The 16,124-nt window shown below is 64.7% G+C and carries 9 protein-coding genes and 2 pseudogenes; 7 read left to right on the top strand and 4 right to left on the bottom strand.

Annotation, left to right across the window (positions count from 1 at the left end; genetic code table 11):
* The first annotated feature begins 13 nt into the window (after nt 1-13).
* Nucleotides 14-625: a flavin reductase family protein gene (locus tag VGH68_RS17260; protein WP_331604871.1), complete on the top strand. Its 612-nt coding sequence runs from the start codon at nt 14-16 to the stop codon at nt 623-625.
* A gap of 75 nt (nt 626-700) precedes the next feature.
* Here VGH68_RS17260 and VGH68_RS17265 read toward each other — a convergent pair whose 3' ends face one another.
* Together VGH68_RS17265 and VGH68_RS17270 are read right to left on the bottom strand one after the other, a co-directional pair.
* A complete protein-coding gene (locus VGH68_RS17265) occupies nt 701-3,364 on the bottom strand; it encodes a heavy metal translocating P-type ATPase (RefSeq protein ID WP_331604873.1) in 2,664 nt (887 codons plus the stop codon).
* Nucleotides 3,365-3,501: 137 nt separating this feature from the next.
* Nucleotides 3,502-4,176 (bottom strand): FMN-binding negative transcriptional regulator, encoded by a 675-nt coding sequence (locus tag VGH68_RS17270; RefSeq protein WP_331604875.1) that lies wholly within the window; start codon nt 4,174-4,176, stop codon nt 3,502-3,504.
* 331 nt (nt 4,177-4,507) lie between these two features.
* Between VGH68_RS17270 and VGH68_RS17275 the strand changes: the two genes are divergently transcribed.
* Nucleotides 4,508-5,917 carry a DUF1254 domain-containing protein gene (locus VGH68_RS17275; RefSeq protein WP_331604876.1) on the top strand — a complete coding sequence of 470 codons (1,410 nt, stop codon included), beginning with the start codon at nt 4,508-4,510 and terminating at the stop codon, nt 5,915-5,917.
* Between the two features lie 320 nt (nt 5,918-6,237).
* Nucleotides 6,238-10,050, top strand: a complete 3,813-nt coding sequence (locus VGH68_RS17280; protein ID WP_331604877.1) for a DUF748 domain-containing protein — start codon at nt 6,238-6,240, stop codon at nt 10,048-10,050.
* An 18-nt stretch (nt 10,051-10,068) separates the two neighbouring features.
* Here VGH68_RS17280 and VGH68_RS17285 read toward each other — a convergent pair.
* Nucleotides 10,069-11,241 (bottom strand): annotated as a pseudogene (locus tag VGH68_RS17285) (PLP-dependent aminotransferase family protein); the annotation flags it as partial.
* A 71-nt stretch (nt 11,242-11,312) separates the two neighbouring features.
* Nucleotides 11,313-11,610, bottom strand: a pseudogene (locus VGH68_RS30125) (GntR family transcriptional regulator); the annotation flags it as partial.
* A 119-nt stretch (nt 11,611-11,729) separates the two neighbouring features.
* Between VGH68_RS30125 and VGH68_RS17290 the strand changes: the two are divergent.
* The 4 genes from VGH68_RS17290 to VGH68_RS17305 all read left to right on the top strand — a co-directional run.
* On the top strand, nt 11,730-12,827 hold the full coding sequence (locus VGH68_RS17290; RefSeq protein ID WP_331604879.1) for an ABC transporter ATP-binding protein: 1,098 nt from the start codon (nt 11,730-11,732) through the stop codon (nt 12,825-12,827).
* A 154-nt stretch (nt 12,828-12,981) separates the two neighbouring features.
* The gene (locus VGH68_RS17295; protein WP_331604880.1) at nt 12,982-14,031 is read left to right on the top strand and encodes an ABC transporter substrate-binding protein; all 1,050 of its coding nucleotides are present in this window, start codon (nt 12,982-12,984) and stop codon (nt 14,029-14,031) included.
* Between the two features lie 103 nt (nt 14,032-14,134).
* Complete coding sequence (locus VGH68_RS17300; protein WP_331604881.1) at nt 14,135-15,412, top strand: ABC transporter permease; 1,278 nt, start codon at nt 14,135-14,137, stop codon at nt 15,410-15,412.
* A gap of 38 nt (nt 15,413-15,450) precedes the next feature.
* Nucleotides 15,451-16,124 (top strand): ABC transporter permease (locus VGH68_RS17305; protein WP_331604882.1); only part of this gene is annotated, 674 nt, incomplete at its 3' end.

Below are 16,124 nucleotides of genomic sequence, written 5' to 3' on the forward strand. Positions count from 1 at the left end.
AGGACGCTACGTCATGTCCCATTACTTCTACGATCCCGCCGCCGGTCACGGTCTGCCGCACGATCCGTTCAAGGCGATCGTCGCGCCGCGGCTGATCGGCTGGATTTCGTCGCGCGATGCGCAAGGCACGCTCAATCTCGCGCCGTATAGTTTCTTCGGCGCGTTCGCGACGTTTCCGCCGATCATCGGTTTTTCGAGCGAGGGCCGCAAGGACAGCCTCGCGAACATCGAGGCGACCGGCGAATTCGTCTGGAATCTGTCGAGCCGGCCGCTCGCCGAGCAGATGAACCGTTCTTCGGCGCCGGTCGAATCGCACGTCGATGAATTCGAATTGGCCGGACTCACGCCCGCGCCGGGCCGCAACGTCGCGGTGCCCCACGTCGCCGAATCGCCGGCCGCGCTCGAATGCAAGCTGTTGAAGATCGTGCGTCTGAACGACCTCGACGGCAAGCCGATGGACAACTATCTGTCGCTCGGGCAGGTGGTCGGCGTGCATATCAACGACGCGTATCTGAAGGACGGCCTGTTCGACACCCAGGCCGCGCAGCCGATCATGCGCGCCGGTTATCGCGCCGACTATGCGCAGATTGGCGAGATGTTTCAGATGGTCAGGCCGAAGGCGTAAGCGTTGGGTCCGTGAGCGGCGGTTGGCGTGTCGGACGCGCTGGTCGGGTTCGCCGCATTCAGACCGCTTGCCGCACTAGCGCGCCCGATCTTCCGCGCGGCGCGTCGCGCCGCGCCACGTACGCAGCAGCAACGCATTAGTCACGACACTCACGCTCGAAAATGCCATGGCCGCGCCCGCGAGCATCGGATTCAGCAGACCGAACGCGGCGAGCGGAATGCCGATCAGGTTGTAGACGAACGCCCAGAACAGATTCTGCTGGATCTTCCGCCACGTTTTGCGTGAGATGTCGATCGCATCGGCGACGAGCGCCGGATCGCCGCGCATCAGCGTGACGCCCGCCGCGTGCATCGCGACGTCGCTACCGGTCGCCATCGCGATACCGATGTCGGCGGCGGCGAGCGCCGGCGCGTCGTTGATGCCGTCGCCCGCCATTGCGATGATGCCGGCGTGGCGGATCTTCAGGTCGCGAATTACACGGGCCTTGTCGTCGGGCAGCACTTCGGCGTGGAATTCGTCGATGCCGAGCGCGCGCGCGACGCTCGCCGCGCTGCCGCGGTTGTCGCCCGTGACGAGCACACTGCGGATGCCCAAGCGCGTAAGCCGTTCGATGGCCGCGCGCGCGGTGGGCTTGACCGTGTCGCCGAACGCGATCAGCGCAAGCGCTGCCGGTGCTTGCGGAGCGCGCGCCATCAGCCACGAAATCGAGTTGCCCGCTGCTTCGAGTTCTTGAGCGCGCGCCGCGAGCGACGCCGGCAGCGTGATACCGAGTTCATGCAGCCAGCGCGTGCTGCCGAGCGCGAGCGTGCGGCCGTCGACGTCGGCTTCGACGCCCCGTCCCGCTACCGCGCGGGAGGCGGTTGCATGCGGGGGCTCGGTTCGAGCGGCCGCGTCGGCACCCGCGACGGCGATCTCGTCGTGCGCGGCGCGCTGATACGCATCGACCACGGCCCGCGCCAACGGATGGTCGCTATGCCGCTGTACCGCGGCGGCGAGTGCAAGCGCGTCGTCGCGGCCGATGGCGCCGACCGGCTCGAAGGCTGTCACCGACGGCTGACCCAGCGTCAGCGTGCCGGTTTTGTCGAACGCGACGATCGACACCCGGTGCGCGATTTCCAGCGCTTCCGCGTCCTTGATCAGCACGCCGTGGCGCGCCGCGACACCGGTGCCGGCCATGATCGCCGCCGGCGTCGCGAGCCCGAGCGCGCATGGACAGGCGATTACCAGGACCGCGACCGCGTTCAGGATCGCGGTTTCGCCGCCGGCGCCGGCGATCAGCCAGCCGATCAGCGTGAGCGCGGCGATCGCCAGAATCGCCGGCACGAAAATTTCGCTGACCCGGTCGACGAGGCGCTGGATCGGCGCCTTCTCCGCCTGCGCGCTCTCGACCAGCCGGATGATGCGTGCGAGCGTCGTCTCCGCGCCAATCGCGGTGGTCGTCACCGTCAGCGCGCCTTCGCCGTTGATCGAGCCGGCCGTGACCGTATCGCCGGTCTGTTTCGGCACCGGCAGGCTTTCGCCGGTGATCAGCGATTCGTCGATATGCGTGCGGCCTTCGCGCACCGCGCCATCTACCGGCACCCGTTCACCCGGCCGCACGATCACGACGGTGCCGACCCGCACCTGCGCGAGCGGCACTTCGCGCTCGCCCGCGCTGTCGCGGATGCGCGCGCGCTCCGGGCGCAGCGCGTTGAGCGCGCGGATCGCGTCGGTGGTTTGGCGCTTTGCGCGTGCTTCCAGCCACTTGCCGAATCGCACCAGCGTGATAACGACCGCCGACGCCTCGAAGTACAGATGCATCGCGTCGCCAGGATGCGCGACGAGTTCATAGACGCTGATGCCGTACGCGGCCGACGTGCCGAGCGCGACCAGCAGGTCCATGTTGCCCGCGCCGGCGCGCACCGCGCGATAGGCGGCGCGATAGAAACGCGCGCCGAACGCGAACTGCACGATCGACGCGAGTACGAACTGCAGCCAAGGCGGCAGCATCGCGTGGATGCCGAACCATTCGGCGGCCATCGGCGTGACGAGCGGCAACGTCAGCAGCGCGGCGGCGACGACGATCGCGAGTTCGCGGCGAGCCTGCGCCTGTTTGCGATCGGCGGGGGTAGTTGGGGGCGCGTCGCTGGTGGTGCCGGACGCGCTTGCGTCGAGCGCGTCGGGCGGCGCTGGCGGCGCGATCGGCGCGGCTTCGTAGCCCGCTTTGCTGACGGCGGCGATCAGCGCATGGGCGTCCGCGGACTCAGCGGATGAATGAACAGTGGCGGTTTCGGTCGCAAGATTCACCGATGCCCGCGCAACGCCCGGCACTTTCGACAGCGCTTTTTCGACGCGCATCGCGCACGACGCACAAGTCATCCCGCCGATCGCGAGCTCCAATTCGGTTGTCCGCGGCGCTGCCACAGATGCTTCCGCCCGCGCCGCGACATCGATATCGGCACCAGCACCAGCACCAGCACCAGCACCAGCGACCAGCGCCGCTTCATACCCCGCCTTGCGCACCGCATCGGCAAGCTGCGCCGGTTCGACCGTGGCACCGCTTTCGACGCGAGCGCGCTCAGTCGCGAGATTCACCGACGCCCGGGCGACGCCAGGCACCTTCGACAGCGCTCTTTCGACCCGTGTGGCGCAGGCCGCGCAAGTCATCCCGTCGATGTCGAATTCGACGACGCGCGCAGGCGAGGAAGGGGAAGGGATGGCAGCGCCGGCGGGGCGCTGCGGATTGGCAAGTCCGGTCATGGCAGGCGAGGTTCATGGCGGCGTTGGGCCGCATCGTGAATCCAGTATTGACCTTCCCATCATGGGAAGGTCAAGGACCGATTATGCGGCCGAAGCGTCAAGCACGCCGGGAAGCCCCCGCCTTATAAAGCCCAGCTTCAAAACGCCGGCGGCGCATCCAGCATCGCCTGCCCGACCGCCTTCTGCTGATCGCTTTCACGCGCAAGCAGCGTTTCAGCTGCGCCGCGCCGGTCTGCGGCTTCCTTGTTCTGCCCCAGTTTCCATTTACCGACGAGCCGCGTCACCTCGATCTCGATACCGACGATTGCGCCGAGCATCTGCGAGATGAAGTCAGCGGGCGCGTCGCCCATCTTCCATGGCACCGCTTCACCCGATTCCATTTTGCGAGTCAGTCGCGCGACGAGCCCGCGCAGGAACGTTTCGTCGTCGTGCACCACGATCCTGCCATGTGCATGCACGACCATGTAGTTGTAGGTCGGCACCTGCTTGTGAGCCTCGTGCTTGCTCGGATACCAGCTCGGCGATATATAGGCAGCCGGTCCCTGGAAGATCACGAGCGCGTCGGGATGCGTGGCGGCTTCCTGCCAGACCGGATTGGCGCGGGCGACGTGCGCACGCAGCACGAGGCGCGCCGGGTCATGGCCGGCGGCGGCCGCGTCGCCTTGCGCGTTGACGAGTTGCGCTTCGAACGGCACGTGATTTGCATCGAGCCCGTGCGGACCGTTGGTGATCAGCGCGCCGAACGGCTGCTCGGCGATCAGACGGTGGAGAACCTCTGGACGGTTCTCTTCGAAATGGGTGGGCATATACATTGAAGCGCTCCCGTTACGGTCGACGAAACAGTGTGGGTGAATTGAAAATGAAAAGGATCGTTTGTGAACGATGGGGAGCTCAGCCGCGAGCCGCCGATGCCCGCACCGCAAGCACGCGTCTTGTACTTTTGCGCCGTTTGTGAACCGCGTGCGCGCTAGCGGGCGCATTTCCCTGCTTTGTGCTTGCCTGGTTAGCAAGGATACGATACAACGCGATGTTGTCGGAATCGCAATCCGCGGATTGGCAGCGCAGGGCTTCGGGAGGCCTCGCATTTGCCTGGCGTTGCGCACCGGCATCTCCTATAGGACTGCACGTTCCGCACTCTGAAGAATGATAAAAAATCGCCAAGCGCTCTTTTCGCTTCACCGGACCTGCGCGTCGTTCGCCGGTGTCGCATTTCTGGCCGGCTGCGCGTCGACCCCCTACGTCACACAACAAAGCACCGGCTGGATCAAGGATGAAGTCGCCGATTCCTACGTGTTCGGCTATCCGCTCGTGCTGATGAGCACCGCGCGCGATGCGGCGGTCGGCACCGACCTTGGCCAGGCTCCGTTCAACACGCTGCGTCACGCGCAGGCGCTGCCGCCGATCGGCGCAGCCAACCCGCCACAGCCGAGCCTCGATACGCTCGACTCGACCGGCTGGCTCGATCTCGGCGACGAACCGGTCATCCTGTCGCTGCCGGATTCGCATGGCCGTTATGTCGACGCCCGCGTGCTCGACATGTGGACCAACGTCGTGTGGTCGACCGGTCCGCAGTTCGTGACCGGCGCGAAAGGCCGGCGCGCGCAGACGATCGCGTTCGTCGGACCCGGCTGGCAGGGCGAGTTGCCGCAGGGCGTGAAACGCGTCGACGTGCCGACCCGCAACGCATGGATGAGCGTGCGCATCCAGTCGAACGCCGCGCGCGATCTGACGGCGGTGCGCAAGCTGCAACGCGCTATCCGTCTAGCTCCGCTGAGCGTCTATCAGGGTGACGCGGCGCCGGCCGTGCCGCCGCGTAGCAATCCAAACCTCATCGCGGGCGCCAACGGCACGCCGGGTCAACAGGTTGCCGCGCTCGACGCGAGCGCTTTCTTCAGCCGTCTCGCCGATGCGCTGCCTGACAATCCGCCGACACCGGCCGACCCGCATGCGCTGAAATTCCTGGCGGACCTCGGCGTCACGCCCGGCGATCCGGTCAAGCTGCCGAAGGCGACCGACGCGCTCGCGGCGGGTCTCGCGGACGGCCGCGAGCGCGTTGCCACACCGCCTTCGAATCTGCTGAGCGCGAACGGCTGGAACTGGTTTGGCGACGGCGTCGGCAGTTACGGTCCTGACTACGCGCTGCGTGCATACGCGGCGAGCACGCAGCTAGGCGTCGGCACCAAGGACGACGAAGTACGCGCAGTCGTCACGCAAGATAGCGACGGCAATACGCTGAACGGCGCGAACCGCTACGTGGTCCACTTCGCGGCGAACCAGTTGCCGCCGGTACGCGGTTTCTGGTCGATTACCGCATACACGAAGGATGGCGCGTTGAGCGACAACGCGCCGGCGCGGCTCGCGGTCGGCGATCGCAACGGCGCGCACCGCAATCGCGACGGTTCGCTCGACGTGGTCGTGTCGTCGACGCGCAGCAAGGGCGGCAACTGGTTGCCGGCGCCCCGCGCCGACATGCAACTGGTGCTGCGGCTATATGCGCCGAAGCCACAAGCAACCGACGGCAGCTGGCAGCCGCCGCCGGTCGTGCGGCAGTAACGTCGCAGTCTGGTGATCCGATGCGGCGCGCGAGCAAAGCGCGCGCCGTTAACAACCGCTAACACAAAAAAAAGCCGGCGCAACGCATCGACGAAAGCGCGTCAGCGACAAGACGCTAACGCGCGTCCAGCGCGTTCATCGACGCCTGTGTGCGGTCGCGCCGCGACCGAAAGCCGCCATCGAGATGCGCTGAAACCTCAGCGCGAACTTGAAACCGCGCCTGACATTACTGTTTCGTAGCGGATTCACGACTTATACTGCCGCTTGCAGGATTCATGTTTTCCGCGGCGGGCTTGCCGCCGCATTCATTCCCATCGAGCATGGCAAGCCTCAATAAAGCATCGTTATCTTCCTCCATGCAGACCGTCCGCGACGTCGCGCGGTCGCACCGTACCCGTCGCGTCCTGATAGGCCTGCTGATTTTCGTCGTCGTGTTCGGCCTGCTCGGCTTTTTCGCGGCGCCGCCGCTGATTCGCCACATCGCGAGCCAACAGTTGAGCAAGCAGCTCGACCGCCCGGCATCGATCGGCCGCATTGCGCTCAATCCCTATACGCTGAGATTCGAAGCCGATAACGTGCATATCGGCGAGCGCGGCGGCGCGGGGGATTTCATCGATATTTCGCGGCTCATCGTTCAACCGTCGTGGAGTTCGCTGTTTCGCGGTGCGCCGATCGTCGACGAAGTGCAGGTCGATTCGCCGCGCTTTCACATCGTTCGCTATGACGCGCAGCATTTCAATTTCACCGACCTGATCCAGAAGTTCGCAAACCAGCCGGCCAAACCGAACAGCAAGCCGACGCAGTTTTCCGTCTCCAATATTCGCGTCGAAAACGGCCAGATCACATTCGACGACCGGCTGCTCGGCACGAGCCATGTGATCGATCAATGGAAGCTCGGCATTCCGTTCATCGCGACGCTGCCGTCCAAAACCGATATCTTCGTCCAGCCGGTGCTGCGCGCGCGCATCGATGGCAATAGTGAACTCGCGATCGACGGCAAGACCAAGCCGTTCGCCGCGTCGCGCGAGTCGGAGGTGTCGCTGCGCTTCGACGCGCTCGACGTGCCGAAGCTGATTTCCTATGTGCCGGCCAAGCTGCCCCTGATCGTACAGTCGGGCAAGCTCTCTACCGACCTGAAGCTCAATTTCGCGGTGTCGAACGACACGCCGTCGCTGCGCGTTGCAGGCACCGTCGATATCAACGACGTCGACGTGCAGGATCAAAGCAAGGCGCCGTTCTTCGCGGCGCGCGCGGTGCACGTGGCGGCGTCGTCGCTGGAGCCGCTAAAGAGCGTCTATCACTTCGACGACATCCGCATCGATGCGCCGAGCGCGAGTCTCGCGCGCGACAAGGACGGCGTGCTCAGTGTCGAGAAGATGTTCGCGTCGGCTCCCGCCGGGCCCGCCGCGTCTGCAAAGGCATCCGCGTCCACTACCACGGCGGCGAGCGCGCCGGCCGCGGCATCCGGCGCAAGCGCCCAATCAGACGCGAAAACCGCCGCTGCGGAAAAAGCAGCGCCGCCATTCGACCTCGCGATCAAACGTTTCACACTCGACGACGGCACGCTGAACCTCCACGATGAAGCAGTGTCGCATCCGGTCGACGCCGGTCTGCAAAACCTCGCGGTTACGCTGACCGATTTTTCGACACTTGCGTCGGCACCCGCGCACTACACGCTGAACACCCATTTGAAGAACGACGCCGGCTCGCTTGCCGCTGACGGCACGGTTGGCCTTGCGGCCAAGACCGCGAGCGTGAAGCTCGATGTCAAATCGCTGAAGCTGCCGCAATGGCAGCCGTATCTCGACGCCGCGACGTCCGCGCAGGTGGTCGACGGCGCGCTGTCCGCAACCACGCATATCGACGCGAACTGGTCGAAGTCGCCTGCGGCGGTGACGGTCGCCGATAGCCAGCTTGGTTTGCAGTCGCTGAAGCTGGCCGCGCGCGGCGATAAAGCGCCCGTGATCTCGGTTGCTCAGGGCAACGTGCTGGTCAAGCAGGTCGACCTGGCGGCGCGCACGGCCGACGTAACGAGCGTCGACGCTACCGGGCTCGCGGTCGACGCCCAGCGCCTGAAGGACGGCAGCATCAATCTGAGTTCGCTGGCCGGCGCGCACCAGGAGGCGCAGCAGCGCACCGCGATCCATGCGGCGAAGAAAGCGCAGGCCGAAGGGCCCGCGTGGCACTACAAGATCGGCGCATTGACGCTGAAAGACGCGACCGCCAATTTCACGGATAACACGACGCCGCAGCCGGTCAAGCTGAGCATCACGCCGCTGCAACTGAAAGTGCAGCAGATCAGCGACGACCTCAGTCGTCCGCTGCCGGTCGATCTGCAAGCCACGCTGAACAAGAAGGGCACGCTGGATCTGAAAGGCGACGTGACCGCGACGCCGCTCAAGCTCGCGGTCAAGATCAACGCGAACCGGCTCGATGCGGCGGCGTTCGAGCCGTACTTCGGCAGCAAGCTGAATGCGGCGATCGCGAGCGCGCTGCTCAACGCGAACGGCGATCTCGCGGTGACGCAGGCGAAGTCGTTGAAGGCGAATTATCAGGGCGACGTTGCACTCGTCGACGTGCGTATGCTCGACAAGGCGACCTCCGACCCGTTCGCCGGCTGGGGCTCACTCGCGCTGTCGAACCTGAAGGCCGACTACGACGAGCACGGCACCGTGGTCGACGCGGGACGTGTCACGTTCTCCAAGTTCTATGGGCGCGTGCTGCTCGACGCGCAAGGCAAGCTGAATCTGAAGGACGTGGTCGCGCATGAAAACGCCGACGCCCCATCGCTCACGCGCGACAAGAGCGGCGCGAGGCCGGTCCCGCTGACGCCGCAGGCGGTCTCTGAAGCGGTGGCCGCGTCCGCGCCGGTGGCGGCCTCGGCTGTGCCCGGCAACGCGGCGGTACCGGCAACTGCGACGGCCACGGCGCCGCCGCAAAACCCGGTCAAGCTGCACTTCGGGCAACTGGTGCTGCAACAGGGCCGCGTCACTTATACCGACAACTTCGTCAAACCGAATTACACGGCGAATCTGGTCAACATTCAGGGCACTGTCGGTGCATTCGGCACGCAATCGACGACGCCCGCACCGGTCGACGTCGCCGCGAAGCTCGCCGCCAATGGTCCGTTGACGATCCGCGGCACCGTCAATCCGCTGATCGCGAAACCGGCGCTCGATCTGACCGCGTCCGCGCATGACATCGAGCTGACCAACCTCACCCCGTATTCGGCGAAATACGCCGGCTATCCGATCACCAAGGGCAAGCTCAACGTCGATCTGCATTACAAGCTCGACAACGACCAGCTGAACGCGAATAACCATCTGTTCATCGATCAGCTCACGTTCGGCGATCACGTCGACAACGACACAGCGACCAAACTGCCGGTCCGTCTGGCGATCTCGCTGCTGAAGAATTCGCGCGGCGAAATCGACGTGAATCTGCCGGTGTCGGGTTCGCTGTCGAACCCCGAGTTCAGCGTCGGCGGCCTGATCTGGCATGCGGTGCTCAACCTGATCGAAAAGGCGGTCACCGCGCCGTTCTCGCTGATCGCGAATGCGTTCGGCGGCAACGGCCAGGAACTCGGCTATGTCGAATTCGACGCGGGCTCGGCGAAGCTCACCGACGCCGACAAGCAGAAGCTCGATACGATCGTGAAGGCGCTCACCGACAAGCCGTCGATCCGCATGGACCTGATCGGCCGGGTCGATCCGAAGGTCGACGAACCGGCGCTGCGCACCCAGTACGTCGATCGGCTGGTCAAGCAGCAGAAGGTCAAGGACGTGGTGGGCAACGGCGAGAGCGTCGATCTGTCGCAGGTGACGGTCGATCCGAAGGATTACGACAAGTACCTGACCAAGGCCTACAAGTCCGCCGACTTCAAGAAGCCGCGCAACTTCATCGGCATGACCAAGGCGCTGCCCGACGACGACATGAAAGGCGCACTGGAAGCCAACGCACCGATCGACGAAGCCAGCCTGCGACAGCTTGCGCAGCAGCGCGCGCAAAGCGTGCAGCAGTATCTGGCCGGCAAGATCGACAGCAGCCGCGTGTTTATCGTCGCGCCGAAGCTGAATGCCGACGGCATCAAGGACAACGGCGCGACGACTCGGGTGGACTTTGGCTTGAAGTGAGCGAGGCGGCGCGAGTCTTCACGCCACCGCCCGTTCGAGCGCGGTGCGCTCGATGACCCGCGCGAGCGTATCGAACGCCGGGCCGATCTTCTCGTTCGGCACGCACGCATAACCGAGCAGCAGCCCGCGGCGAGGCTGCGCCGGGTCGCTGTAATAGCTGGTGAGCGGACGCACGATCACGCCGGCATCGTAGGCGGCGGCCGTCACCGCGCGATCGTCCGAGTAGTCGGGCAGGCCGAGCACGAGGTGCAGACCGGCTTCGTCGCCCATTACCGGCAGCTCGCTGCCAAAGCGCGCGTTGATGGCATCGATCAGAATCTGCCGCCGCTCGCCGTATAACGCGCGCATGCGGCGCACGTGCGACGTCAGGTGGCCATCCATGATGAAGTCGGTCATCACCGCCTGCTGCATCAACTGACCCTCGCGGTAGAGCTCCGCGACACCCGTCCTGAACGTATCCACCAGGTGCTCCGGCGCGATCATGTAGCCGATCCTCAGGCCCGGAAACAGCATCTTGCCGAGACTGCCCACGTAGATCACCCGGCCCGCTTCGTCGAGTCCTTGCAGCGACGCGAGCGGGCGGCTGCCGTAGCGGAATTCGCTGTCGTAGTCGTCCTCGATGATCCAGACGTTGTGCTGGCGCGCATATTCGAGCAGCGTGCGGCGGCGCGCGAGGCTCATCACCATACCGAGCGGATACTGGTGCGACGGCGTGACCAGCGCGAGCCGCGGCGGCTGTTGCAGGTCTTCGTCGCGCGGGTCGAGGCCTTCGCTGTCGACCGGCACCGGCGCGAGCGTCACGCCCGACGACTGCAGTACGCTGCGCAGCCCCCAATAGCACGGTTCCTCGACCCATGCGCGGTCGCCGACATCGGTCAGCAAACGCACCGCGAGATCGATCGACTGATGGATGCCGGTCGTGATGATGATCTGATCCGGCGTGCAAGTCACCGAACGCGCGACGCGCAGGTAATCTGACAGCGCGCGCCGCAGTGGCCGGTAGCCGCCGCCGGGCGCGTAGGTGAGCAGATCGGGATTGGCTTCCTTCCACAGCCGCGCCTGCAGCCGGCTCCACGTGCGCGCCGGGAACTCCGAGACGTCGGGCACGCCCGGCATAAACGCGCCCCATTGCTTCGCTGACACCCCCGCCTGAGCGATCAGGCGGCGCCCGCGGGCGGACAGGTCGCATCGGTCCACCGGTGCTGGCTGCGGGTTATCACTGACGGACTGGCTTGCCGGCTCCGGCGCCGCCGCCGTGGGCCTGGGGCGCCCATTCACGGTGGCGGCATCCGGGCGGGTATCGGCGACATAAGTGCCGCTACCGGTGGTCGAGATCACGTACCCTTCAGCTGTCAGTTGGTCGTACACATGCAGCACCGTATTGCGCGCGATGCCGAGGTCTTCGGCAAGCGTGCGCGAACTCGGCAGCTTGGTGCCTGGCGGCAGTTGACCAGTCAGAATGGCCTGCTGCGCGAGCCTTAGGGTTTGCCGGTAGAGCGGTTCGGCGGCGCTGCGATCGAGCCGCGTGGCGAGCCAGTCCGACAGGATCACAGTATCCAAGTGGTTCTATCCGGAATAATGAAATGGTTCCATATTGTAGAACCGTGACGGTCTATAGTGAGCCACGCGATCGATGCAATTTCGCCCGCCACGGCCGTGAGACAGAGGGAGACCCAGCGATGAAAACCGATGACGTGATCGTCAGCTTTCGAGGCGTGCGCAAGACCTACGACGGCGAAACACTGGTCGTCAAACAGCTCGATCTCGATATCTACCAGGGCGAATTCCTGACGCTGCTCGGGCCGTCCGGCTCCGGCAAAACCACCTGTCTGATGATGCTGGCGGGCTTCGAATTCCCGACCGGCGGCGAGATCTGGCTCGACGGTCAGCTGCTCAACAACGTGCCGCCGCACAAGCGCAACATCGGCATGGTGTTTCAGAACTACGCGCTGTTCCCGCATCTGACGGTCGAACAGAACGTCGCGTATCCGTTGACCGTGCGCAAGCTTCCCGCCGACGAACGCGCGCAGCGCGTGAACAACGCGCTAAAGATGGTGCGCATGGAAAGCTTCGCGAAGCGTTATCCGGCGCAACTTTCCGGCGGCCAGCAACAGCGCATCGCGCTTGCGCGGGCGCTCGTGTTCGAGCCGAAGCTCGTGCTGATGGACGAGCCGCTCGGCGCGCTCGATAAACAGCTGCGCGAGCACATGCAGTACGAACTCAAATCACTGCACGAAAAGCTCGGCGTCACCTTCGTCTACGTCACGCACGACCAGGGCGAGGCGCTGACGATGTCCGACCGCGTCGCGGTATTCGACAAGGGCATCGTGCAGCAGCTCGACACCGTGGACAGACTGTACGAGTCGCCGTGCAACGAGTTCGTCGCGAACTTCATCGGCGACAGCAACCGGCTGCGCGGCACGATCGCGAACGTGGACGGCGACTACTGCGAAGTCCATCTGAGCGACGGCACGCGTGTGACCGGCCGCAATATCGGCGGCGCGCGCGCGGGCTCGCCGGCGGTCGCGTGTATCCGCCCGGAGCGGATGAAGCTCGCGAACGGCGTCGCGCGGGCGGGCGCGAATGCGCTCGCCGGCGAGGCGCGCGGGCTCATCTATTTCGGCGATCACGTGCGCATGCGCTGCGGCGTGCGGCAGCAGGACGAGTGCTTCGTCAAGGTGCCGCTCGGCACCGATGCGCTCGCTACGTTCGCGCCCGGCGCACCGGTCGCGTTGGAGTTCGCACCCGAGCATTTGCGCGTCTTCGCAGGGGCTTGACGCAGGCAGGGCAGTGAAGCGCCGCACAGGGGAGACGTCGGCGCGGTAGTTCAGCAGCATTACAAAGCCGGCAACGGGCGGTACGTCATGAACCGCATCGTCCCCGGCGCTACATACATCGCGACATCAGACATCACCCAAGGAGAGCCACACCATGAACAAGATCGGGAAAACGCGCTGCGCCATCGCCGTTGCTGCTGCCACGCTCGCGCTGGGCGCCGCGCAGGTCTACGCGAGTGAAATAACGGTCGTCAATTTCGGCGGCGCGAATGGCGACGCGCAAAAGGCTGCCTTCAATCGGCCGTTCGAATCGTCTACCGGCAACAAGGTAACGGCCGTCGAATACAACGGCGAGCAGGCCAAAGTGAAGGCGATGGTCGAGGCGAAGCACGTGAACTGGGACGTGGTGGAGGTCGAATCTGGCGACATCGGCCGTGGCTGCGACGAAGGGCTGTACGAGAAACTCGACTGGTCGAAGATCGGCAAGAAGTCGGATCTGATTCCCGAAGCGCCGCAAACGTGCGGCGTCGGTTTCTTCGTGTGGTCGACGGCCCTCGCGTATGACGGCGACAAGCTGAAAACCGCGCCGACCGGCTGGGCCGATTTCTGGGACACGAAGAAATTCCCCGGCAAGCGCGCGATGCGCAAGGGCGCGCGCTACAACCTCGAATTCGCGCTGATGGCCGACGGCGTGCCGCCGAAGGATGTCTACAAGGTGCTGGCCACCAAGCAAGGTCAGGACCGCGCGTTCAAGAAGCTCGACGAGCTGAAGCCGAATATCCAGTGGTGGGAAGCAGGCGCGCAGCCGCCGCAGTTTCTGGTGGCGGGCGACGTCGTGATGTCGACCGCGTATAACGGGCGCATCGACGCCGCGCAGCGCGAGGGCAAGAACCTGAAGGTCGTGTGGAACGGCAGCATCTACGACTTGGACTATTGGGCGATTCCGAAGGGCTCGCCGAACAAGGCGGTCGCCGAGCAGTACATCGCCTATTCGCTGACATCGAAGCCGCAGCAGGAGTACGCACACCACATCGCGTACGGTCCGGTGAACGTGGTGGCAATCAAGTCGCTCGATGCGAAGACGCTGGCCGATTTGCCGAACTCGCCGGCGAATGGCAAGAACGCGGTGCTGCAGAACCTGTCGTTCTGGACGGATCACGGCGATGAGCTGGAGCAGCGCTTTGCGTCGTGGGCGTCGAGGTGATTCGAGTCGGGGCCTGTGGAGTCTGCCAATAGGCTCATAGGCGTCTGGTGACAGCGCGCGGCTTCGCGATCACGCGGGCCGCGCAGTATCGAGGAACACCACCGTGACTACGATAACGATCGCCGCCGATCCAACACCGGAATCAACCGGCCGGCTCAAGCGCGAACTGAAGGCCGCCGAGGCGAAAAAGCGCGCGACGGCGCTGCTGCTGGTCGCGCCACTCGCGATTTTCCTGCTGCTCATTTTCGTCGTGCCGATCGGCGCGCTGCTTAGCCGCGCCGCGCAGAATCCCGAGGTCGCCAATGCGCTGCCGCATACATTGCGTGCGCTAAACGGCTGGGATCGCAAGACGCCGCCGTCCGACGACGCGTTCGTCGCGCTCGCCACCGACCTCACCGCGATCGCCGACAGCGACGGCATGGGCGCGCTCGGGCGGCGCCTGAACGTCGAGATTCCGGGCTACCGGTCGCTGGTCGCGAAGTCCGCGCGCGCGATGCCGTTCGCTGACGACAACAACCAGCCGCTGCATCTGTCGCCGCACGACACCCGCGCGAAATTTGTCGAACTCGACGAGCGCTGGAACGACCTCGCTTACTGGCAGGCGATCGCGAAAAATTCGGGGACGCTGTCGCCGTTCTATCTGCTGGCCGCGCTCGATCACAAGCAGGACGCGTTCGGCCGCATCGTGCCGACCGATCCTGAGCAACAGATCTATCTGAAGGTATTCAGCCGCACGTTCGTGATCGGCGCGGCCGTCACGCTGTTCGCGCTGCTGCTCGGCTATCCGCTCGCGTACTGGATTTCGACGCTGTCCGAGCGCCGCGCGAATCTGGTGATGATTCTTGTGTTGATTCCGTTCTGGACATCGATCCTCGTGCGGGTGGCCGCGTGGATCGTGATTCTGCAAAGCGAGGGACTCGTGAACAAGGCACTAATCGCGAGCGGCTTGCTGCATGATCCGCTGGCGCTGCTGTTCAACCGCACCGGCGTCTATATCTCGATGACGCATATCCTGCTGCCGTTCATGATCCTGCCGCTCTATAGCGTGATGAAGTCGATCCCGCCTACGTATCAGCGCGCGGCGATTTCGCTCGGCAGCCATCCATTCGCCGCATTCTGGCGCGTGTACGTGCCGCAGACGTATCCCGGCGTCGGCGCGGGTGCGTTGCTCGTGTTCATCCTCGCGATCGGCTACTACATCACGCCCGCACTGCTGGGCGGACCGAACGACCAGATGGTCAGCTACTACGTTGCCTATTTCACCAACGTGACGATCAACTGGGGGATGGCGTGCGCGCTCGGCGGGCTGCTGCTGGCGGCGACGCTCGTGCTGTACGTAATCTACGGACGCTTTACGCGTTCTTCGCTGAGCCTCGGTTGAGCGGCTGAAACGAACCGAACCGGACGGAGCATACCGCGATGAAACTTGCCAGGCCCCTGTTCGCACCGCATACGTCGCTGGGCGAGCGCGTGTGGTATTTCGCGTTGCGCGCGCTGGTCGTGCTGACGCTGCTGTATCTGATCCTGCCGGTGCTCGCGATCGTGCCGCTGTCGTTTTCGTCGAGCACGTTTCTCGTGTATCCGATTCCGGGGTGGTCGTTGCGGTGGTATCAGAACCTTGTCGCATCCGATGAATGGCGGATGGCTGCGAAAAACAGTTTTATCGTTGCGCCATCGGCGACGGTGGTCGCGACCGTGCTCGGCACGCTTGCGGCGATTGGGCTGACCAAGGCGAATTTTCGCGGCAAGGGTCTGCTGATGGCGGTGCTGATTTCACCGATGATCGTGCCGGTCGTGGTGATCGGTGTCGGCATGTATCTGTTTTTCGCGCCGCTTGGGCTTGCGAATACGTATATCGGGTTGATTCTCGCGCATGCGTCGCTCGGGGTGCCGTTTGTTGTGACGACGGTCGCGGCTACGTTGCAGGGCTTTAATTACAACCTCGTGCGCGCGAGCCTGTCGCTTGGGGCGGATCCGGTGAAGACGTTTTTTCGCATCACTTTGCCGGTGATTGCGCCGGGGGTGATCTCGGGTGCGCTGTTTGCGTTTGCGACTTCGTTTGATGAAGTTGTGGTTACGCTGTTTCTTGCGGG

The sequence above is a fragment of the Paraburkholderia sp. genome (assembly GCF_036488505.1).
Taxonomy (GTDB): Bacteria; Pseudomonadota; Gammaproteobacteria; order Burkholderiales; family Burkholderiaceae; genus Paraburkholderia.

Excerpts from the sequence above, each read along its gene's own strand:
- VGH68_RS17260 (WP_331604871.1), top strand. The coding sequence starts at position 14 with ATGTCCCATTACTTCTACGATCCCGCCGCCGGTCACGGTCTGCCGCAC.
- VGH68_RS17265 (WP_331604873.1), bottom strand. The coding sequence starts at position 3,364 with ATGACCGGACTTGCCAATCCGCAGCGCCCCGCCGGCGCTGCCATCCCT.
- VGH68_RS17270 (WP_331604875.1), bottom strand. The coding sequence starts at position 4,176 with ATGTATATGCCCACCCATTTCGAAGAGAACCGTCCAGAGGTTCTCCAC.
- VGH68_RS17275 (WP_331604876.1), top strand. The coding sequence starts at position 4,508 with ATGATAAAAAATCGCCAAGCGCTCTTTTCGCTTCACCGGACCTGCGCG.
- VGH68_RS17280 (WP_331604877.1), top strand. The coding sequence starts at position 6,238 with ATGGCAAGCCTCAATAAAGCATCGTTATCTTCCTCCATGCAGACCGTC.
- VGH68_RS17290 (WP_331604879.1), top strand. The coding sequence starts at position 11,730 with ATGAAAACCGATGACGTGATCGTCAGCTTTCGAGGCGTGCGCAAGACC.
- VGH68_RS17295 (WP_331604880.1), top strand. The coding sequence starts at position 12,982 with ATGAACAAGATCGGGAAAACGCGCTGCGCCATCGCCGTTGCTGCTGCC.